We start from the raw sequence: 21,012 nt of genomic DNA on the forward strand, positions 1-21,012 counted from the left end.
CTCCTCCCTTATTTCGTTCTACGACGAACGATGTAACGATCGCTCTTCTTATTTTTCTTACGAGTTTTTAATCCCAATGCAGGTTTACCCCATGGAGTCATTGGAGATGGACGACCAATTGGTGTACGGCCTTCCCCACCACCATGTGGATGGTCTACAGGGTTCATGGCAGAACCACGTACGTGTGGGCGTTTACCCATGTGTCTGCTACGTCCAGCTTTACCGATTGTAACCAACTCATGAGCCAAGTTTCCTACTTGACCAATGGTTCCGCGACACTCAACGCTTACCAAACGGAATTCTCCAGAAGGCAAACGCAATTGAGCCATTTTTCCTTCTTTCGCCATCAATTGAGCTTCTGCCCCAGCAGAACGAGCCAATTGACCCCCTTTGCCAGGAACCATTTCAATGTTGTGTACCGTTGTACCAACTGGAATCGCTCTTAATGGCAAAGCATTACCTACTTTGATATCGGCTTCTTCACCAGATTCGATCATATCGCCAACTTTTAGTCCTTTAGGAGCTAAGATATAGCGTTTTTCACCATCTACATAGTGGATCAAAGCGATGTAAGAAGTACGATTTGGATCGTATTCAATAGCTGCTACTTTTCCTGGAATACCGTCTTTATTACGTTTGAAGTCGATAATACGGTATTTTTTTGTAGCCCCACCACCACGGTGACGGCTTGTAATGCGACCGTGGGCATTACGTCCAGCGCTTTTATTGATAGTTACAACAAGAGATTTCTCTGGTGTTGATTTTGTAATTTCTTCAAAACTAGCGACGCTCATGTTTCTACGGCCAGGAGTCGTCGGTTTGTATCTTTTAATTTCCACTAGATTCCCTCCTTATTGCATGTTCTCGAAGAATTCGATAGGTTTGGAATCAGCAGCAAGCTTCACAATGGCTTTCTTCCAGTTTGGACGACGTCCACTGTATACGCCTTGGCGCTTCTTCTTACCATTCATATTCATGGTATAAACTTTCTCAACTTTTACAGAAAAGATGGATTCGATAGCTTTTTTGATCTCTGTTTTGTTTGATCTTTTATCTACTTCGAAAGTATATTTGTTTTCTTCCATATCCATCATAGATTTTTCTGTAATGATTGGGCGTTTAATAATGTCAAAATTGTTCATTAGTTGTACACCTCCACTACCTTATCCAAAGCATCCTTGGTTAGGATTAGGGAATCATATTTAAGAATGTCGTAAACATTCAATGTATCAACTGTAGAAACAGCTACATTTTTAATGTTGCGCGCACTCTTTGTTGCGTTTACATCGCCATCAGCAGTTACAAACAACGCTTTGTTTTGTGCTCCCATTGCTTTTAAGTAACCAGCGAATTCTTTTGTTTTTGGTGCGTCCATAACAAAGTTGTCAACAACAATCAATTCTTTTTCTTGTACTTTAGAAGTTAAGACAGATTTCATTGCTAAACGACGAACTTTCTTAGGAGTTGTGTAAGAGTAATCTCTTGGCTTTGGAGCGAAGACAATTCCCCCACCTCTCCATTGAGGAGAACGGATAGAACCTTGTCTAGCACGACCAGTACCTTTTTGTCTCCAAGGTTTACGTCCACCACCACGTACTTCAGAACGTGTTTTCGCAGATTGTGTACCTTGTCTCTTGTTTGCCAAAATGTTTTTAACAACCAAGTAAACTACATGTTCGTTGATTTCTACATTGAAGATACTATCGTTCAATTCGATTTCTTCAACTGGATTACCCTCTACGTTAATCATTTGATATTTTGTCATTTCGAGTCCTCCTTATGCCTATTTGCCGTTCTTTACAGTAGAACGAACGCGAACAAGGCCGTTCTTAGGTCCAGGAATGGCACCCTTGATTAACATGAAGTTGTTTTCGCTATCTACGCGTACAATCTCCAAGTTTTGAACTGTAACTCGTTCATTACCCATACGACCAGCCATACGATGACCTTTGAATACTTTACCTGGGAAAGAAGCCGCTCCCATACCACCAGGCATTCTGTGGAATTTAGAACCGTGAGTTTCACGACCGCGACCAAAGTTGTGGCGTTTGATAATACCAGCAGTACCTTTACCTTTGCTTGTACCAACAACGTCTACTTTTTCTCCCGCTTCAAAGATATCAACTTTTAGCTCATCGCCAACATTGTAATCGAATCCCTCAGAAACTGGGAATTCACGTAGATATTTTCTATATTCTACGCCGGCTTTGTCAAAGTGACCTTTCAAAGGCTTGTTTACGCGTTTTTCTTTTACCGCGCCAGCAGCCACTTGAATTGCCTCATAACCGTCAATATCTTTTGTTTTTCTTTGAACGACTACTTGGGGTTCCACCAAGACAACCGTTACAGGAGTAACTGCACCATCTTCAGCGAAGACTTGCGTCATTCCTACTTTTTTTCCAATTGCATATTTCATTTCATACCTCCATTACAGCGGATTGCCATGCAATCATATAGTCCAACGGCTTACAATTTAATCTCAATATCTACCCCTGCAGGTAAGTTGAGCTTCATAAGTGAATCAACAGTCTTTTGATTTGGATTTAAGATATCAATAAGACGTTTGTGTGTTCTTTGTTCAAATTGCTCTCTAGAATCTTTGTGCTTATGAACAGAACGTAAGATTGTAATAATCTCTTTTTCAGTTGGTAGTGGAACAGGTCCAGAAACTTCTGCACCGCTAGCTTTTGCTGCTTCCACAATTCGATGAGCACTATTATCCAACAATTCGTGGTCATAGGCTTTCAAACGAATTCTAATTTTTTGTTTTACATTTGTAGACATTTAAGTCCCTCCTATCGCATTTTACTCGTTCAGTGAGGGTAGAGCTCCCGAACAACCCATCCGGGTGTTTCGGTGTCCCCTTAAAAAATAAAGGGCACTCTATCGCCCAATTCCAGATCGGACATTCTCGACAATAATTCCCTCATCAACAGCTTGCAATACGCTCAAAACTAAGCTAATTCCTTGCTTCGCCGTTTCTCTGAGCCACCTATTGCTTCAACGCATGTCATAACCATACCTTGGTATTATAACCAATATTCCTAGGGATAGCAAGGGTTTTTTTAATTTTTCTTGATTTTCTTTCTTGTTTTTTCCAATTACACCTTTTCATTCCAAAAAAACATGATACAATATCTTAGGAAATTTTTCTTGTTTTTTACGTGAATTACTTAATATATTTACCCAATCCCTGTAAGAATTCCAAATAAACGAAAAAAATATCCCTATATAATAGAAGAAAAGAAGTTTTCTTCTCTAATTTTTTTGCAAAATTTATGAATTTCCACTAGGAGGATGTTTTGAAACAAAAATCTTTACATATAAAATCTTTTACAGGACTAAGAGGGATTGCCCTATGGGCTGTTATGCTCTATCATCTCTTTCCTACAAAAATACAAGGAGGTTACCTAGGCGTTGTTATCTTCTTTGTTTTAAGCGGATATCTCCTTATGCGTCAATATCTTTTGTTGCCCCATAAAAATCCCTTACAAAAAGTAAAAGAACAATACCTAAAACTAATGCCTACTGCTCTTTTTATGATTGCTACGGTCACTTTGTTTACTTTTTTCTTTTATAGAGATAGCCTACCTGACTTAAGATGGCAAGGAGCTTTTGCTCTTTTGGGTCTCAACAACTGGCAACAAATTTTTCAAGGCCTTTCGTATTTCGATTTACATGGAAGCCTTCGCCCTTTTACCCATCTTTGGGCCCATTCTGCTGAATTGCAATTTTATCTAATTTGGGCGTTTTTGCTCCTTTTTTCCAAAAATGACCGGAAGAAACTAACTTTTTCTCTCTTTTTATTTAGTGGAGTTTCTTTCTTACTCATGATCGGTATGACTCCTTCCCACGAAGATATGACACGGATTTATTATGGAACCGATACTCGGTTTTTCTCCTTTGGAATCGGCGCTTTAATTGGATCCATTGGAACCGTTGGAAGCTCCAATACATCCCATAAAAACAAGGGGTTCCTCGCTAGTGTTTTGGGAATAATTTTATTAGGGGCTTTTCTTTTCCTTAAAGAATCTCCTCTTCTTTACTACGGAGGGATGCTTCTCTTTACTTTGGCAACGTCTCTTCTTTTGATTTATATTTCAAAGGACGACAACTTTTTTGCCACCTTTTTATCCCATCCTATTTTTACTTTTTTTGGAAAGAGAGCCTACTCGTATTACCTATGGCAATATGCCATTATGTTAATTTTTCAAAAACTCTTTTCCCACAGTACGCTCCCCTACGGAATTCAGGTTTTGTTGCAACTGATTCTTCTAGCAATTGTGGCAGAATACAGCTATCGCGTATGGGAAAAAAGAAAAAGCTACCAATTTCTCCTTCCCGTTCTCTCCCTAATTCTTGCGAGCATTCTTTTCTTCTCTTTCCTTACCCAAGAAGAGAATTCCCCTTCCGAAGACATTTCAGAAACCCAAACAACACAAGGGCCTATTGTCCCTCAAGAAGGAGAAACTTCCGATCCAAATCTTTCGCCAGAAACCCTATCTTCCGATGCTCCTTTGGGAGACACGCCGGAACAAATCGATCTTTGGAAAAATATGGAAGAGGTAAATGCTCTTTATCCTGAAATTGCTATGTCGCCACAAGGCTATACAAGAACCATCGAAATGAAGGGATTGGCCATTGGAGACAGCGTAATGGAGGGAACAGCCTCCGTGTTGCAAAAATATTTTCCTCAATTTATTATTGATGGAAAAGTAAATCGCCAAATGATTCATTCTTTTGAATTATTGGATCAATATTTGCCTTCTCTTGGGGAAGCCGACCCTATTGTTATTCAGTTGGGAACGAATGCCGATTTCCAAAAGGAACGGCTGGAAGAAATTATCCAAAAAACAGCACCCCATCCTTTGTATCTTGTAAATACCGTTATGCCAGATCCTTGGGAAGAATCTGTAAACAAAAAAATCCAAGAAGCGGCGGAAAATTCACCTCGGGTCCATTTGATCGATTGGTATTCCTTGGCCAAAACCCAAAGCGAATTATTTAGAGAAGACAATACGCACCCCGTAGAAAAAGGTTGTTATGTTCTATCTCAATTGATTGCGAAAAATCTACTGCAAACCAAAGTGGCTCCCGAATAGGAGCCACTTTTTTTGTTATGGAAAATTCGTTTATTTTTCCTTTTCTTCATCGACTCTATTTTTAGGCAAAGAAAAAAGCTGTTACAGAAATTCTGTAGCAGCTTTCTTTTTTATTTCTCAATAACAAATTCTCCGTCTTTGTAGTCAATCTTAATGCGGTCGCCATCAAAGATACTTCCTTGAATCAAAGCACGGGACAATTTTGTCTCAATATTGTTTTGAATATAGCGTTTTACTGGTCTTGCTCCATACAATACGTTGTAGGATTCTTCCAAGATCTTCATCTTCGCTTCTTCCGTTGCTTCCAATATCATTTGACGTTCTTTTAGACGTTTTTCAATTTCAGCAATGGCCACGTCGATGATTTTTACAATTTCTTCTTGTAACAATGGTTTGAACAAGACGATTTCGTCAATTCGGTTTAGGAATTCTGGACGGAAGTGCATTTTCATTTGTCTATCGACTTCTTCTCTTGCTTCTTCCGTAATGTTTCCTTTGTCATCGATTCCTTCAATTAAATCTTGGGATCCAATATTGGATGTCATAATAATGACGGTATTTTTGAAATCTACTGTACGTCCTTGGTTGTCAGTTAAACGCCCATCGTCTAATACTTGCAACAAAATATTAAACACATCGGGATGAGCTTTTTCAATTTCGTCAAATAGAATCACAGAGTAAGGTTTTCTTCGAACGGCTTCGGTTAATTGACCCCCCTCATCATATCCTACATATCCTGGAGGAGATCCTACCAAACGAGATACGGAATGTTTCTCCATATATTCACTCATGTCGATTCGAATCATATTTCTTTCATCGTCAAATAGTGCTTCGGTTAAGGATTTTGCTGTTTCGGTTTTTCCTACCCCGGTTGGTCCTAGGAAGATAAAAGAACCAATGGGACGATTTTCCGCCTTCAAACCAGCTCTTGCCCGTAACACGGCATCGGATACGGCTCTTGTGGCTTCGTTTTGTCCAATGACACGTTCTTGCAAAATGTCGTCTAAGTGCAATAATTTTTCTCGCTCGGTTTCGGCCAATTTTGTTACAGGAATCCCTGTCCACTTACTAACTACTTCGGCAATTTCTTCCTCGGTTACTTGCTCTTTTACCATGGAATCTTTTCCCTTGGCTTTGGATTCTGCTTCTCTTAACGCTTCTTCCAACTCAGGCAAACGTCCATATCGTAAAGCACTTAAGCGTTCCAAATCATACTTTCTTTCCGCCTCTTCAATTTCGTGGCGTACTTCTTCAATTTCTTCTTTTATGGTTTTTTCACTTTCCAAAGATTTCTTTTCGCTTTCCCAACGAGCGGTTAAGCTATCAAATTCGGATTTTTTCTCAGAAAGTTCTTTCTCCAATTTTTCCAAACGAATTTTTGAAGCCTCGTCAGTTTCTTTTTTCAAAGCTTCTCTTTCGATTTCCAATTGCAAAATGTGACGACGAATATCATCAATTTCTGTTGGCATAGAATCAATCTCAGTTCTTACCATGGCGCAAGCCTCATCCATTAAATCAATGGCTTTATCTGGCAAGAAACGATCGGTAATGTAACGATCGGACAAAGTGGCCGCCTGAATCACGGCCCCATCGCTAATGCGAATTCCGTGATAGATTTCGTATTTTTCCTTTAATCCACGCAAAATAGAGATAGTATCTTCGGTTGTTGGTTCTTGAACCAACACTTTTTGGAATCTTCGTTCCAAAGCCGGATCTTTTTCAATATATTTTCTATATTCGTCCAAAGTAGTTGCCCCAATGGCATGTAGTTCTCCCCTTGCAAGCATTGGTTTTAACAAATTGGAAGCGTCCATTGCCCCTTCAGATTTTCCCGCTCCTACAATGTTGTGAATTTCGTCAATAAACATTAAGATTTCGCCATCTGAATTTTCTACTTCTTTCAATACAGCCTTTAGACGCTCTTCAAATTCTCCTCGATATTTTGCCCCTGCAATTAAAGCTCCCATATCCAAAGAGAAGATGGTTTTGTTTTTTAATCCTTCTGGAACATCTCCCGCTACGATTCTTTGGGCCAACCCTTCTACAATGGCTGTTTTCCCAACGCCAGGTTCCCCAATTAAAACGGGATTGTTTTTGGTTCTACGACTTAATATACGAATAACATTTCGCACTTCATCATCTCTACCAATAACCGGGTCCATTTTCCCTTTTCGCACTTCAGAGGTTAGATCCCGTCCGTATTTTTCCAAGGCCTCATACATATCTTCTGGATTGTCGCTTGTAACCCTTTGGTTTCCTCGAATTTTTTGCAAAGCTTCCATAAAACCATCTAGGGTAATTTCGTATTTCTGAAATAGTTTGGAAGACTTGCTTCCTTTGTTTTTCAACAAAGCGATGTATAAATGTTCCACGCTAATGTAGTCGTCATTTAATTTTCGTGCTTCTTTTACAGATTCCGTTAAAACCTTATTGAAATCGTTCGATGGTTGTGGATTGGCACCAGTTTGTTTGGATAGACGAGAAATCTCGTGTTCTACTTCCGATTGTAAAGCCAAAGGAACTACGTCCATATAGGTTAAAATTCTTGGAATCAATCCATTTTCATCTTCCAACAAAGTTCTGTGTAAGTGAATTTCATCCACTTGAGGATTTCCCATTTCACGAGCGTATTCTTGCGCTCCTTGAATGGCTTCTAAAGATTTTTGTGTAAATTTATCAAATTGCATAGTCTACCTCCTATTGTATTTTTATTTATTTTTTTCTTTCTTTTATTTATTTTGATTGTAGCTATTTTTTAATTCTTCGTAAATTTTCTTTTGTTCATCGGTTAAATCCGTTGGATTTATAATATTAAATTGAACCACTAAGTTCCCTGTTTTTCCTCTTAAATCTTTATATCCTTTATTGGGAACTCGCAGTTTTGTTCCACCCCTTGTACCTTCTGGTACCGTGATGCGAACTTTTCCTGCCGGCGTCTGAACCAACACCTTATCCCCTAAAAGAGCTTGCCAAGGATAAATATCCTCTGTTTTTACAATATCCAAGCCATCTAAGCGGGTGTTGATTCCGTCTAAAATTTGAATCTTGAATAAAATATCTCCTTCAATTCCAATTTTTTCTCCCCTTACCTTTACTTTCTTTCCGCTGGTAATCCCTGCAGGAACTTTTACCAAAACATCTACCGGTTCCCCATTAATATCTAAGGTCACATTCCGGTCGATTCCTTTGTAAGCGTCAAAAATAGATACGGATAAATCCGTGTTATACGTTTGTCTACGAGGGGATCTACGACTTTTTCCCCCACCACCAAAAATATGGGAGAAATCAAATCCCCCCGCCGATTGACTCTGACTTCCTGCCCCTTTTCCTCCAAAGAACATTTCGAAGAAATCGCTAAATTCGCCGCTACCGCCAGTGGAATAACTATATCCATACTGGCTTGGGTCGAAATTCATTCCTCCTGAAAAATTCCCTGAAGTACCAAAAGTATCGTAGGTTTTTCGTTTTTCTGGATCCGATAAAACCTCGTAAGCTTCGCCAATTTCTTTGAATTTTTCCTGCGCCGCCTCATCTCCTGGATTTAAGTCCGGATGATATTTTTTCGCTAAATTTCGATAGGCTTTTTTTATCTCTTTGTCACTAGCTGTTTTTTCAACCCCTAGCGCTTTATAATAATCTTTATATTCCATAACATACCCCCTTTGGGATTTATTGACCTTCTTTGACTTACATAAGTATACTACCTTTTTCCCTTTATTGCAATAGATTCCTTAAATTTTTTGACTTTATTTGACTTTTGTTTGATTTTTATTTTCCATTTTTTTCTCGCCAGTTATTCTTACCCATTTTTGGGTATATTTTCAAGAGAATAAACCATTTGAAACAAAGGAGGATTACTTTATGTTTACTATACAAGAATTTTTTGGAATCGAAAAACCCATTTTACAAGGAGGAATGGCCCACGTTTCGGATCATAATTTAGCAGCGGCCGTCTCCAATGCTGGCGGCTTAGGAATTTTGGCTTCTGGCGGTTATAGCGCAGAAGAATTTCGCCATCATATTCATGAATGTCGAAAATTAACCGATAAACCCTTCGCTGTTAACTTGGCTCTTTCCTATCCAAATATCGAAGAAATTATTGAAGTGGCTTTAGAGGAAAAAGTTCCTTTCGCCATTGCTGGTGGAGGAAATCCTGCGCCTTATTTCCAAAAATTAACCGACGCAGGCATGACTGTTGTCCCTGTTATTGGAAATAGCAAAATGGCAAAAAAAGTTGTGGAACTTGGAGCAAAAGCTTGTATTTTTGAAGGAGCTGAAGCCGGCGGTCATATTGGCGCCTTAAATACAATGGCTGCTCTTCCAGGAATTGTAGATTCCGTTGACATTCCAGTAATTGCAGCTGGTGGAATTGCCAGTGGTCGTCAAATTTTAGCGGCTGAAATTTTAGGTGCGCAAGGCGTTCAAGTGGGAACGCGTTTCTTAGCTGCCAATGAATGTAACGTCCATGAAAAATTCAAAGACGCCGTTATTGAAGCCCAGGACAAGGACGTTACCGTAACAGGCTATATGTCTCATCCCGTACGGGTTATGAAAAATAAAATGACGGAAAAATATTTACCTTTGGAAAAAGAAGGCGGACGCCAAAAAGAATTGGAAGAATTAGGAACGGGCGCTACTCGCCGCGCTTCTGTAGAAGGCGATGTGGAATGGGGCTCTGTTATGATTGGACAGGCTGTTGGTCACGTTACAAAAAGAGAAAGTGTCGCAGAAATCATCGATACACTTTTCAAAGAATACGAAGAAGCAAAATCTTCTATTTGCAAATAGACAAAAAGAAAAAGCAAGGATTTTCCTCCTTGCTTTTTTTGTGTCCTTTATCTTCGAACCGCTTGCTGCATTCTTCGTTCCACATCTCGTTTTGCGATGGATTCTCTTTTGTCGTACAGTTTTTTCCCTCGAGCCGTTGCTATGGCAACTTTTACTCTTCCCCGAGACAAATACAGTTTCAAAGGAATAATTGTCAGACCTTTTTGTTGAATGTCCCGCTCTAATTTTCGTATTTCTGAACGATTTAACAACAATTTTCTCGTACGTAGGGGATCTACATTAAAAATATTTCCCTGTTCATAAGGGGAAATATGCATTCCTTCAATAAATACTTCTCCCTCTTTAATTTTGCAAAACGCTTCTTGCAAATTGGCTTTTCCTTGACGCAAAGATTTTACTTCTGTCCCCACAAGGGAAATTCCCGCTTCATAGGTGTCTTCAATAAAGTAATCGTGGGTCGCTCTACGATTCTTTGCCAGCGTTCCCTTCTCTACTTTCTTCGCCATCTTCTTCACCGCCTAAACTAAAGTCGATTCTGCCTTTAATTGGGTCAGCCGCGACTACTTTTATTTTTATCTCATCTCCAATATGGAATTCTTTTTTGCTATGTTCTGCCACCGCGCGATAATTTTCTTCGTCAAAATGATAGAACTCACCCATGGAATGATACGAAATCAATCCTTCTATGGTATTTTCTAATTCCGCAAAAATTCCAAATCCTGTAATGCCTGATACCCTCGCCGTAAATTCCTCTCCAATATGATCCATCATATATTGAGCCATCTTTACATCCGCTACTTTTCGTTCTGCTTCTTGAGCCGTTTTTTCCGTAGCCGAAACATGGGAGGCAATATCTGGGAATATGCTTTGGTATCTTGCAATTAATTTACTGGTAAGCTGTTTGTTCAAATCGGCCTTAATCACTCTATGAATGGTCAAATCAGAATATCTACGAATGGGCGAGGTGAAATGGCTATAATATTCTGCTGCCAATCCAAAATGAATATCCCGTTCATAGCTATATCTTGCCTTTTGCATACTTCGAAGAACCATCGTGCTGATTAACAATTCTTCTTTCTTTCCTTTGATTTTCTTCATTAAAGCCTGTACATCTTTCGGCTGAATCTCTTCGCTTACGGAAAGATGATAGCCAAATGGACGGATAATAGAGTTCAAAACTTCTAATTTTTCTTCGTCTGGCTCCTCGTGAATTCGATATAAGAAAGGAAGTTTTTTATCAGAATATTCCTTGGCCACTGTTTCATTGGCCAACAACATAAATTCTTCAATTAACTGATTGGCAAAACGGCGGTCCTCTACGGTAATAGAAATAGGACGCCCTTCTTCATCCAATTGAATATTTGGTTCTGCGAAAGCAAAGTCAATATTGCCCCGTTCGTTTCGTTTTTTCAAACGAGCTCGAGCAATTTTTTCCATGGTCAATAGCTCTTCTTCAAATCCTTCTAGGGAATAATGCACCTTGCTATTGTCCTCTAAGAAATCCGAAACATTTCCATAGACCATTCTGCGGTGGCTTCGAATCACAGACTCCGCCAATTTATGTCCTGTTACATTTCCTTCTATATCAATTTCCACTAACAAACTAAGGGTTAGACGATCTACGTCTTCATTCAAAGAACAAATTCCGTTGGATAATTCTTCTGGCAACATAGGGATTACTTTATTTAGCAAGTAGACACTATTGCCCCTCTCTCTTGCCTCTCTATCCAAATGGGTGTTTTCCCGAACATATTCTGCCACATCGGCAATATGGATTCCCAATTCGTATTTCCCATTTTCTTTTTCTTCAATGGAAATTGCATCGTCGAAATCCTTTGAATCCGCTCCATCAATGGTAAAAGTTTTTACTTCTCTTAAATCCAAACGAGCACGAAGGCTATTGGCTGGAACAGTATCTGGAATGGCCTTTGCCTCTTCCAAAACTTCCTTTGGAAATTCAATAGGAATGTCCATAGAATAAGCCACGCTCATTACATCCACGCCTTTATCCTCAGGATATCCTAAAACTTCAATAATGCGCCCTTCTGGTTTCCGACTGGGAGTAGGATATTTATCAATGGCAACAACGACTTTTTGTCCTTCTTTTGCCCCCATTTTTCGTTTTTTCGGAATAAAAATATCCGTCCCCATTCGGGTTTCATCGGGAATGACAAATCCAAATTTTCCCGCATCATCATAGGTTCCAACAATAGTCTTTGTAGAGCGTTCCAAAACCTCTTCTACAATCCCTTCCAATCGCTTGTCCCCTTCGCGTTTTTCTCGCAAACGAACCAAAATACGATCTCCGTGAAGTGCCGAATTCATTTTTGTTTCATGAATATATACATCTTCTACCCCTTCCTCCTCTGGAAGAAGGAATCCGAATCCCTTTTCATTCCCCTGTAAAGTTCCTACAAGCAAATTTTCTTTACTGACAATATGAAATTTTTTCTCTTCATCTTTGTATAGCTGGCCTTCTTTTACCATATTCTTAATCAGCGTCTTAAATTCTTTTCTTAAATCATTATTTACCTTCATTTTTTGAAGGATTTGCTCCCTTGTTAAAGGCCCTTCTCGATGAATCAGCTCAAGAATTCGTTTTTGAATGGACATACGCCCTCCTTATAGTTTGCTACCGTATCCTGTTTTTTCAAATAAATGAGAATCAAAAGTATAGGTATTGGCTCGTTTATCTTTTTGACGTTCTTCTGCCAAATCCAATAGACGAGTGATTAAATCTTTCATTGGAATTCCTTTTGGTTCCCACAAATAAAAACCGATGGATCCTGGTAAAGTATTGATTTCGTTTACATATACGCCGCTATCATCTACTAAAAAGTCGATACGAGCCGTTCCACATGCATCAATGGCACGGAATGCGCCCATGGCATATTTTTCAATTTTTTCTTGTAATTCTTCATCCAATGGAGCCGGAACATTACGCAAGTTGGATGTTTGTTTTCCCCCTTTGCTGCCTTTTCCACCACTCATATATTTGTCTTCAAAAGTCAAAAGCTCTTTCCAACCCAATGGCTCTTCACAAGCACTCACCGCCAAAGAATTCTCGTATCCCAAAACCGCCGCGTTGATTTCTCTTGGTTCATTGGCTGCTTTTTCCACCAAAATTTTTCGGTCATAGTGTAGAGCCAAAACAATGGCTTCTACCAATTCTTCTCGATTGGTTACCCGAGAAATTCCAATAGAAGAGCCTAAATTGGCTGGTTTTACAAACAATGGATAGCCCAATTCTTCTGCTCCTGCTAAAATCCCTTCCTGATTTTCCTTCCAGCTATTGCGATAGAAGGTACGGAAATCCAACACAGGAAGCCCGTAGTCACGGAAGATTTCTTTCATAATTACTTTATCCATTCCAACGGCAGCACTTAAAGTGTTACAGCCAACGTAAGGAATGTCCATTAAATCCAAAAACCCCTGCATAGTTCCGTCTTCCCCATAGGTACCGTGCAAAGCAGGGAAAATGGCATCAATTTTTTCGTAGACTTTTAAGCCGGCAGATTTTTTGGAAAACAATCCGCCCCCCTCTTCTTCAATCGTATAGAGATTTGGATCTTTGGGATCCATTTTGAAGAAAACTTCTTTTGCCTGAGAAAAATCATTTTTCTTAAAAGTGGCAAAATTTCCTAAAGACTCTCCACTAAGCCATTTTCCTTCTCTTGTAATATATACAGGAACGGGAATAAATTTCTCCTTATCCATATTTTCAATGACTTGCATTCCGGTAATCACGCTAACATCATGTTCTACGCTACGTCCACCGAATAAAACCGCAATTTTTTTCATCCAATTCACCTCAATTAAACATAGTTACTTATATTATACCACTTGTTCTCCCTTATCCCTTTACTTTGATTCATATTTTCATAAATATTTCCACAATACGATAAAAAAGAAAAATTTTTTACAAAAAAACGGATAGAAATTACATTCTACCCGTTTTTGTTTATTCTTCATTATAAGAATCTGGCAAATCATTTTCAAATAACACAACGTCCCCTACAGCGGTAATTCCGCCTAGAGCTTGAGTTGCTTCGCTTAAATTTAAGGAAACAATCATTTTTTCCTCTGGAAATCCTGCTTTCTTCAGCCCTTCTTGAATGGGCTTCGTCCGCTTTGGACCTACCAAAATGGCGTAGTCTACTACATTTGCCATGTATTCTCCCAATTTGAAATTTTCTTCTTCTTCCATATCTCCCAATTCAACCATCCCTGGAGTTACGATGATTTTCTTTCCCTTTTGGAAAGCACCCAATACATCCAAAGCCGCTCTTGCTCCAACTGGATTGGAATTGAAAGCGTCGTCAATAACAATTACCCCTGTGCCACCATCTACAATGTTTAAGCGATGTTCCACTGGTTCCACTTTTTGAATTCCATTGGCCAAATCTTCCAAAGTCATTCCCAAAACGTAGCCAATGGATGCTCCCGCCAATACATTGGAAATATTGTGAGCCCCTAATAGAGAAGTGGTAGTGGAGATTTCTCCCATTCCTTTGATTCCCAAAGTAAAGGTAGATCCTCTTTCTCCTACTTCTATATCTTTGGCATACACATCTAAGTTTTCAATATTTTCCATACCATATAAAACTTTGCGTATTTCTGTTTTATCGGCCAATGGTTTCACATAATCGTTGTCGTAATTGAAAATGGAAATTCCATCTGGTCCTAAAGACTCAATCAATTCGTACTTCGTTTTTTGGATGTTTTCAATGGTCTTAAACAAATGCATATGCGTTGGACCAATGGCTGTAATCACACCAATGTTCGGTTGAACCAACTCCGCCACCTCGGCAATTTCTCCCGGAATTTTTGCTCCTAATTCCGCTAAAAATACTTCTTTGGTTGCGTCCAATTCGTTGTTAATAATCTTAGACAAACCCATTGGCGTATTGTAAGAAGAAGGCGTATTTTGAACCGAAATGGACTCGGACAAAATGGTGTTGGTAATAAATTTTGTAGAGGTTTTTCCAAAACTTCCCGTAATTCCAACTACCTGCAAATTATTTTGTTCTTTTAAGGCCAATATTTTATTTTGTGCCGAATTATAAAATCCGTCGTTAATGGCTTTTTCCTTTGGTGCATTCCAATCGTTGGCCTTTGCTACCACAATGTATTGGAAATAATAAATGGCAAAAAAAGCTAAGATAGCAAAAATGGTTGGCCATGCGTTAAAAATAGACAGTCCAAAACGTACAAGCATTACCACCAAAATCAAAGTAACGATCAAAATATTATTGCTTTGATAAAGACGTTTCGCACGATCGGTCATAACCAAAGGGGTTTTTTCTTCGGAAGATTTTTTGTACACCAAGCGGTGAATCTTTCCTTTGTTTTCTTCAATCCAATGTTTGTATTCTTCATTGTCGTACCCCTCCAATTGCAACATATGCAATGGATATAGAGCACGTTTTTTTGCCATAAAAAAGGTAATCAACCCAATGACAACACAGATTAAAACTTCCACTAAATGGAGGTTTTCACTTAATCCAACCATATTTCCTCCTATAAAAATGAGTTGATGACGGCTTGAAACGTTCCGTAATCATCAATATAACTATAATGCCCGCCATCTAAAACAACCAAGCCAGCATCTGGAATTTTTTCTTCAAAAACTTTTGCCATATACAAAGGCGTCGCATCGTCCTTATCGCCCCAAATCAAAAGCGTGGGCGCCGTAATTTGAGAAAAGCGAGACGTTGTTTCTTCATTTACCACTTTCACAAAAACTTTTCGCATAACGCCTTGAGAATTTTGGTAATCGTCAGAGCCAAATTTACTATAAAAAGATTTCATCCGCTCAGAGGGATCTTTCCAAAAAAAGATAGTATTGTAAACTTTTCGGAGAAATTTGAAGGAATAGACTTTCCAATAATAATCCATCCCTCTTTTTGGTAAAACTCCTGAAGCGTCTACTAAAACCAATTTTTTTACATATTCTGGAAATTCTGAAGCAAATAGCGTCAAGGTCTTGCCTCCAAAGGAATGCCCTACAAAACACGCCGGTTTCCCAAAATGTTCTACAATTTTTACAAGGAGGTCTTTGTATTCTTCTCCTCCCATAACATCCCTTGGCTCTTCACTATCTCCGTGGCCGTAGGCGTCATAGGAAATCACACGATATTTCTGTTTCAAACTATTTATAATAGGCGTAACCGATTCAATGTTCGCGCCCCAACCATGTAATACATAACAAATTTCCTCGCCAATTTTGGTGTCCAAATAGGCAATGGAATAGCCGTCGATTTCTAAATATTCTTTTTCCATTATGACACCTCCTTTTTTGCGTCTCTTCTATTATATCACAGCTTTTTTCAAAAAGATTTAGGGATTCACAGAAAAAATTCTTCGGACAATTTTTTCTTCTTTTTGGGTATAGATATATACATATATGTAGAATATAACGAAAAAAATAGAACAGGACAAAATTGATGAAATGGTATGAAATTCCGAAAAACAATCTTTTGGCCATAGCAGGGGCCATTTTCTTTTTATTGGGCACGATGATCTTTCGAATGGGAATCCCTTATTTTTCCCTTTTACAAGGACAAGAAAAAATATTTTCCATTCTTTATATCCTGATTGTTTTTTCTCTCTTTTTCTTTTTGATTTTTCGAAAAGTAACCCGAAAACAAATTGCACGAGTTAAAAATCATAAAAAATCCCATATGCCCATTTACCACTGCTTTGCAAAACCCACCTTTTTCATGATGATTTTCATGAGTTTTTTTGGCAGATTTTTACAATCTACAGGCATCTTTTCCGACAAATTTTTAGGATTTTTCTATCCTGGCCTTGGCTCTGCCATGGCATTGTCTGGCCTACTCTTTTTGTGGGCTTTTTTCAAAAAAGAAGGAAAATAAAAAACCGGCACAAACAGCCGGTTCTTTTTTATTGTTCTAAAAATTTTCGAATGGTGAAATCCACCATATGTGGCACTTTTTCTAATAAATCTTCTTGATACACTCTTTCTCCATAGCGATGCAATTCTTTGCCCCATGGTCCAATATTGAAAACAGGCATAGACATTTCCTTAATCAAATGAAGGGGAATCTCGTAATCTTTTCCCCACAACATTAAATTGTTTTCCACATAATCAATGGTTTCTTTTGAGGCCGTAAACATTCCATAGCTTAAATCGCAGATTCCCGTAAAATAATTTTGTACTTCCATTTCCATTCCATAGACATCTTTTAATTCCTTTGCAAAGTCCTCTAGGAACGCATCTGTTTTTTCTTTACTTGGTAAATCCCCATTGTTTACTGCCGGATAATACGGCGCTGCCATTCCAATTACTACACATGGTTCTTTGTGATTCAATTGAGACAATACATATTCCATCCATTGGTACGATCCTTCGATTCGGTCAAATTCTCCCTCTTGAATCCCTTTAACTATGGCATCCTCTTTTTCTTCCAATTCTTCGAGAGAAATTCCTTCTTGGCTTTTTACCAAAGACAACAATTCATCAAAAGTATAGACAATGGGCTCGTATTCCATTTCTCCATAGGTAATGGCAGAGGTTTCCTTAAAAGGCTTGTATCGCTCTTTGGAATCCGCAATCACTTCTGCAAAAGCTTCTTCCGCACTTTTTTTCAACGTTTCCATAATTTCCAAAGGAGATTTGCTCAAAGAAAGAACCGACATATATCCTCCCGCCGTTAAAGGCAAGGAGACATCGTATACGTATTTTCGATCCTTCATATAAAGCCAAGTTGGCCCAGGCGTTGTGGTTGTTCCCCTTGTTTCTACAAATTGTGGATCCAATTCTGTTTTTCTCACAATCCCCGACAACAGATGAATGGGGCTAAATCCAGCATAAATTTGTCCCGTATGGGCCAATTTTCCTCGTACTAAGAAAATAGGCATCATCTTTCCAATACTGCCATCGTAAATGGTAAACTTTTCTTCATCAGAACGTTCATGGGGCTCCACATCTAACATTACAACGTATTCTAAATTGTATTTATCCTTTAATTCTTTCATTAAATAAGAAGCCGAACGCATCCCCGCAGAAGAATTTTCTTCATCTGGAACCGCCAAAAGCAAAATATTTCCTTTGAAATTTTCTTCTTGAACATATTCTTCCAATAGAGCCAAATGAATGGATCCGCCGCCTTTCATATCGGAAATTCCTCGTCCATAAAACCATTTCTCTTGGGACAAATCTTCTTTTAACTCTTTACTTAAAGGTAGCTTCCCTTGGGATAAAACTTCTTTCGCTTGATCCAAGTTGTAAGCTTTGTCTTTATACAATCCAAAATCATCCGTATCCACAGTGTCTGAATGATGGATTAGGACTACCGTTTTTTCTCCTTGCCCTTTATAAAAAGCCCAAGAAATATTTCGTTTCAATGGATCCTTTTTTATAGGATAGAACCCCCTATGTCTTTTATTTTCTTGAAAATAGGGTATATTTTCAAAGTAAGAAGAAAAAAAGGCTTCTGCATTTCGTTCCATTTCCGTACCTGTATGGGTTTTTACTGAAACATATTCCCTTGCAAGTTCTTCAATTCTATTTTTTCTTACCATAATAAATATTATCCTTTCTTTTTTCGTTTATATACAGTTGAAATTTTTCCGTAATATAAAAAATATTTCATACAATGTATATTGAATTGTAGACAATGGATTTTCGTAGTGTTACTATTGTACTATATATTAATCTAGGAGGCAAAGATGGAATTTCTATCATTAAAAGACCACGTATACAACTTTATTGCGGACCAAATCCGCCTAGGTAAATTGGATTCCAACGAAAAAGTAAATGAACAGGATATTTGCCAACAATTGAATATTTCTAGGACTCCTGTGCGTGAAGCTTTGATTCAATTGGCTGCCGATGGATTTTTGGAATCTGCCCCACGTAGAGGGTTCCGTGTTAAACCTATGACCCAAGAAGAGGGCGAAAACATTTATGCGGTCCTTGCCCATCTGGATGGATTGGCTGTAGAATTGGCAATGGATAATTTAACGGAAGAAGATTATAAAAATATGGACGATTTGGTTGATTTAATGGACTTCCATATCGATCATTTCCAATTTAATGAATATTATACTTTACAAGAAAAATTTCATTATACCTATTTGAAAAAATCTCATAACGATACTTTAATCAACACCATTTCTCGCCTGCAAAGACGTTTCATTCGCCAAGGCTATGGTTTTGGAGAAGATGAAGAAATGCGCAAAATGTTAAAAGATACCAATCAACAACATCGTGAAATTGTTCGTATGTTTAAGGAAAAGAAATTTGAAGAATTGGAAGAGTTCACTGTGAAAGAACACTGGGCTTTTCGTTACCATGATTTGGGAAATAAAGCAAAATAAAGGAAGCAGAGGGAGGCCTCTGTTTTTTTATAAAAGTTAGGAGGACTTATGGCTATTTATGCAAAACCGATTCCTTACGCTGGGGAAGAATATGACCGTTTATTAAAAATTCGCAATCGCTTAATCTACAAACCTTGGAACAAAGATGTGAACCAAGAAGTTCAATATTCCGACATTGAAAGTTATTTTTATGGTTTGTACGATGATGGTTTGTTAATTGGAGGAGCTTCTTATCGCTATCTTCCAGAAGAAATCATTCGAATCCAAGATATTGCCATTGAGCCAACCTATCAAGGCCGCGGCCACGGAAGTGCTCTTTTGTCTTTTGTGGAAGCCCATTTGGATAAAGAAGATACAAAAACCATTGTTTTGGAAAGTCGCCGCAGCGTCATGCCTTTCTTTGAAAAAAACGGCTACGAATTTGAAGCAAAAACCGAAACCGAAACCGATGTATTGCTTCTTCGTATGGAAAAAGATTATAAAAAGCGAGAAACTCGCAACCATCTTCCTCTTTTTGAAGAAAAACAAATGAACCCGATTGCTTTGGTTACTTTGAAAAACGATGGATATACGTTGCTATCCGAAATTCGTAAATCCTTCCCACAAGAAGATGTCTTTGTTATTGAACTTTTAGAAGACAACGATATGTGGCTAAACTTTGCAGAAAATACCCTACATGGTGGATTCAAATATTCTGTTATCTCTCCTTTGCTTTATGCACCCGGCCGTTTTAATATGGAAGAATCCGTAAATCTTCCTGAAGAATTGGCAAAAAAAGCTTTGGATTTATCCGAAAATAAGAAGATTTTGCTTTTGGCTCCTCCAAAAGTTTTGGAAAACGGCGTTTTTGAAAAATCTTTAATGGATTTAGACTCTTCTGTTCATCTTACTATGATGGAATTTGAGGTACCTTATGTGGATTCCTTTGCTGGTTTGGATAGTCCTTTCTACCATTCTGTAGCAGAAAAATTAGAAGATTTGAAAGAAATCGATTTTGATACCGTTCTTCTTCCTTCTTTCCAATCTGGTTTGGATCTTCGAGATATTCAGCAATATTTGGAAGATAGCTTAAATCGTGAATTAAAAATTGTTCCAGTCAACGATGTAGTCGTTCGCTCTTTACGCTACGGAATGATGGATAAAAATCTAAGTAATATTTTAGGCGGAACAGGAGAACTGGTTCTCTATTCTCAAGATGAAAAAGGCGTTCGAGAACGTTTGAAAAAATATCACCGCGGCGAACGTAGTGCAAAAATCTTTCCCATTGTAGAATAATGATTGTTCTATTGTTGGTAGATCAGGCAAATGCCATTGCAAAAGAGGGGAAACAAATTCTTTTCATTCCAGAGGATCTTGATCATTTTCGGAAAATGACAACGGGACAAATTGTTATTATGGGGCGAAAAACTTTTGAAAATACAGGAAAGCTCCCCAACCGAACAAACATTGTTCTCACTTCCAATCCTCTAGATGAAGAAGAAGATTTGTATTTTGTAAAAACTCTTGAAGAATTATTCTCTCTTTTGGAAGACGTAGATTCTGAAAAAAAGGTTTTTTGTATTGGAGGGGTAACCTTAATCCAATCTCTTTGGGGCTGTTTGGATTCTGCCTACCTAACTCGAGTACACACCATTATAGAAGGTGCCGATCGTTTTATCCCAGACTTACAAAAAGAGGGCGATTGGATTTTAGAAAAAGAAACTCCTCTAACCCAAAAGCCCTACAAAAGCACCATTGAATATTGGAGAAGAAAAAAAGTCACAGAATAAAATCTGTG

19 protein-coding genes are annotated in these 21,012 nt (G+C 38.4%); 6 read left to right on the forward strand and 13 right to left on the reverse strand.

The genetic code is table 11. The features are described from left to right. Positions 1–8: 8 nt before the first annotated feature. Genes rplB through rpsJ form a run of 5 tightly spaced genes read right to left on the reverse strand, consistent with a single transcriptional unit; the run spans position 9 to position 2,784 of the window. Entirely contained in the window at positions 9–839 is an 831-nt protein-coding gene (gene rplB, locus LQU94_RS04460; protein ID WP_230696489.1) for a 50S ribosomal protein L2, read from the reverse strand. Between the two features lie 12 nt (positions 840–851). Then, positions 852–1,142: a 50S ribosomal protein L23 gene (gene rplW, locus LQU94_RS04465; protein WP_230696490.1), complete on the reverse strand. Its 291-nt coding sequence runs from the start codon at positions 1,140–1,142 to the stop codon at positions 852–854. Beyond that, entirely contained in the window at positions 1,142–1,765 is a 624-nt protein-coding gene (rplD, locus tag LQU94_RS04470) for a 50S ribosomal protein L4 (protein ID WP_230696491.1), read from the reverse strand. The genes rplW and rplD overlap by 1 nt, the downstream gene beginning before the upstream one ends. 18 nt (positions 1,766–1,783) lie before the next feature. Then, entirely contained in the window at positions 1,784–2,416 is a 633-nt protein-coding gene (gene rplC / locus LQU94_RS04475) for a 50S ribosomal protein L3 (RefSeq protein ID WP_230696492.1), read from the reverse strand. A gap of 50 nt (positions 2,417–2,466) precedes the next feature. Then, a complete protein-coding gene (gene rpsJ / locus LQU94_RS04480) occupies positions 2,467–2,784 on the reverse strand; it encodes a 30S ribosomal protein S10 (protein WP_230696493.1) in 318 nt (105 codons plus the stop codon). A 518-nt stretch (positions 2,785–3,302) separates the two neighbouring features. On the opposite strand from rpsJ, the gene LQU94_RS04485 reads away from it, so the two are divergent. Then, positions 3,303–5,102, forward strand: a complete 1,800-nt coding sequence (locus LQU94_RS04485; protein ID WP_230696494.1) for an acyltransferase family protein — start codon at positions 3,303–3,305, stop codon at positions 5,100–5,102. A gap of 110 nt (positions 5,103–5,212) precedes the next feature. Here LQU94_RS04485 and clpB read toward each other — a convergent pair whose 3' ends face one another. Together clpB and LQU94_RS04495 are read right to left on the reverse strand one after the other, a co-directional pair. Beyond that, positions 5,213–7,789 (reverse strand): ATP-dependent chaperone ClpB, encoded by a 2,577-nt coding sequence (clpB, locus tag LQU94_RS04490; RefSeq protein WP_230696495.1) that lies wholly within the window; start codon positions 7,787–7,789, stop codon positions 5,213–5,215. A 42-nt stretch (positions 7,790–7,831) separates the two neighbouring features. After that, positions 7,832–8,752 (reverse strand): DnaJ domain-containing protein, encoded by a 921-nt coding sequence (locus tag LQU94_RS04495; protein ID WP_230696496.1) that lies wholly within the window; start codon positions 8,750–8,752, stop codon positions 7,832–7,834. A 211-nt stretch (positions 8,753–8,963) separates the two neighbouring features. Here LQU94_RS04495 and LQU94_RS04500 point away from each other — a divergent pair, with 211 nt between their 5' ends. Next, a complete protein-coding gene (locus LQU94_RS04500; RefSeq protein WP_230696497.1) occupies positions 8,964–9,890 on the forward strand; it encodes a nitronate monooxygenase family protein in 927 nt (308 codons plus the stop codon). Positions 9,891–9,937: 47 nt separating this feature from the next. Here the strand turns inward: LQU94_RS04500 and smpB are convergent, their stop codons facing one another. The 5 genes from smpB to LQU94_RS04525 form a co-directional block, all read right to left on the reverse strand. Beyond that, positions 9,938–10,396: an SsrA-binding protein SmpB gene (gene smpB / locus LQU94_RS04505; protein WP_230696498.1), complete on the reverse strand. Its 459-nt coding sequence runs from the start codon at positions 10,394–10,396 to the stop codon at positions 9,938–9,940. Then, the gene (gene rnr, locus LQU94_RS04510) at positions 10,353–12,503 is read right to left on the reverse strand and encodes a ribonuclease R (protein WP_230696499.1); all 2,151 of its coding nucleotides are present in this window, start codon (positions 12,501–12,503) and stop codon (positions 10,353–10,355) included. Before rnr ends, smpB begins: the two co-directional genes overlap by 44 nt. A gap of 9 nt (positions 12,504–12,512) precedes the next feature. Further along, positions 12,513–13,691, reverse strand: coding sequence for a D-alanine--D-alanine ligase family protein (locus LQU94_RS04515; RefSeq protein WP_230696500.1), 1,179 nt, complete (start codon positions 13,689–13,691; stop codon positions 12,513–12,515). A 160-nt stretch (positions 13,692–13,851) separates the two neighbouring features. After that, positions 13,852–15,402, reverse strand: a complete 1,551-nt coding sequence (gene murF, locus LQU94_RS04520) for a UDP-N-acetylmuramoyl-tripeptide--D-alanyl-D-alanine ligase (RefSeq protein ID WP_370631505.1) — start codon at positions 15,400–15,402, stop codon at positions 13,852–13,854. Between the two features lie 8 nt (positions 15,403–15,410). Then, positions 15,411–16,172 (reverse strand): alpha/beta fold hydrolase, encoded by a 762-nt coding sequence (locus LQU94_RS04525; RefSeq protein ID WP_230696501.1) that lies wholly within the window; start codon positions 16,170–16,172, stop codon positions 15,411–15,413. 164 nt (positions 16,173–16,336) lie between these two features. Between LQU94_RS04525 and LQU94_RS04530 the strand changes: the two genes are divergently transcribed. Continuing rightward, positions 16,337–16,768, forward strand: a complete 432-nt coding sequence (locus LQU94_RS04530; RefSeq protein ID WP_230696502.1) for a hypothetical protein — start codon at positions 16,337–16,339, stop codon at positions 16,766–16,768. A gap of 28 nt (positions 16,769–16,796) precedes the next feature. Here LQU94_RS04530 and LQU94_RS04535 read toward each other — a convergent pair whose 3' ends face one another. Beyond that, positions 16,797–18,437 (reverse strand): M20/M25/M40 family metallo-hydrolase, encoded by a 1,641-nt coding sequence (locus tag LQU94_RS04535; RefSeq protein ID WP_230696503.1) that lies wholly within the window; start codon positions 18,435–18,437, stop codon positions 16,797–16,799. Positions 18,438–18,584: 147 nt separating this feature from the next. On the opposite strand from LQU94_RS04535, the gene LQU94_RS04540 reads away from it, so the two are divergent. Genes LQU94_RS04540 through LQU94_RS04550 form a run of 3 tightly spaced genes read left to right on the forward strand, consistent with a single transcriptional unit; the run spans position 18,585 to position 21,004 of the window. Continuing rightward, positions 18,585–19,235 (forward strand): GntR family transcriptional regulator, encoded by a 651-nt coding sequence (locus LQU94_RS04540; protein ID WP_230696504.1) that lies wholly within the window; start codon positions 18,585–18,587, stop codon positions 19,233–19,235. Positions 19,236–19,283: 48 nt separating this feature from the next. After that, positions 19,284–20,510 (forward strand): GNAT family N-acetyltransferase, encoded by a 1,227-nt coding sequence (locus LQU94_RS04545; protein ID WP_230696505.1) that lies wholly within the window; start codon positions 19,284–19,286, stop codon positions 20,508–20,510. Further along, complete coding sequence (locus LQU94_RS04550) at positions 20,510–21,004, forward strand: dihydrofolate reductase (protein ID WP_230696506.1); 495 nt, start codon at positions 20,510–20,512, stop codon at positions 21,002–21,004. Before LQU94_RS04545 ends, LQU94_RS04550 begins: the two co-directional genes overlap by 1 nt. The last annotated feature ends 8 nt before the right edge of the window (positions 21,005–21,012 follow it).

The organism is Peptoniphilus sp. KCTC 25270, from assembly GCF_021012875.1.
GTDB lineage: Bacteria > Bacillota > Clostridia > Tissierellales > Peptoniphilaceae > JAJMZJ01.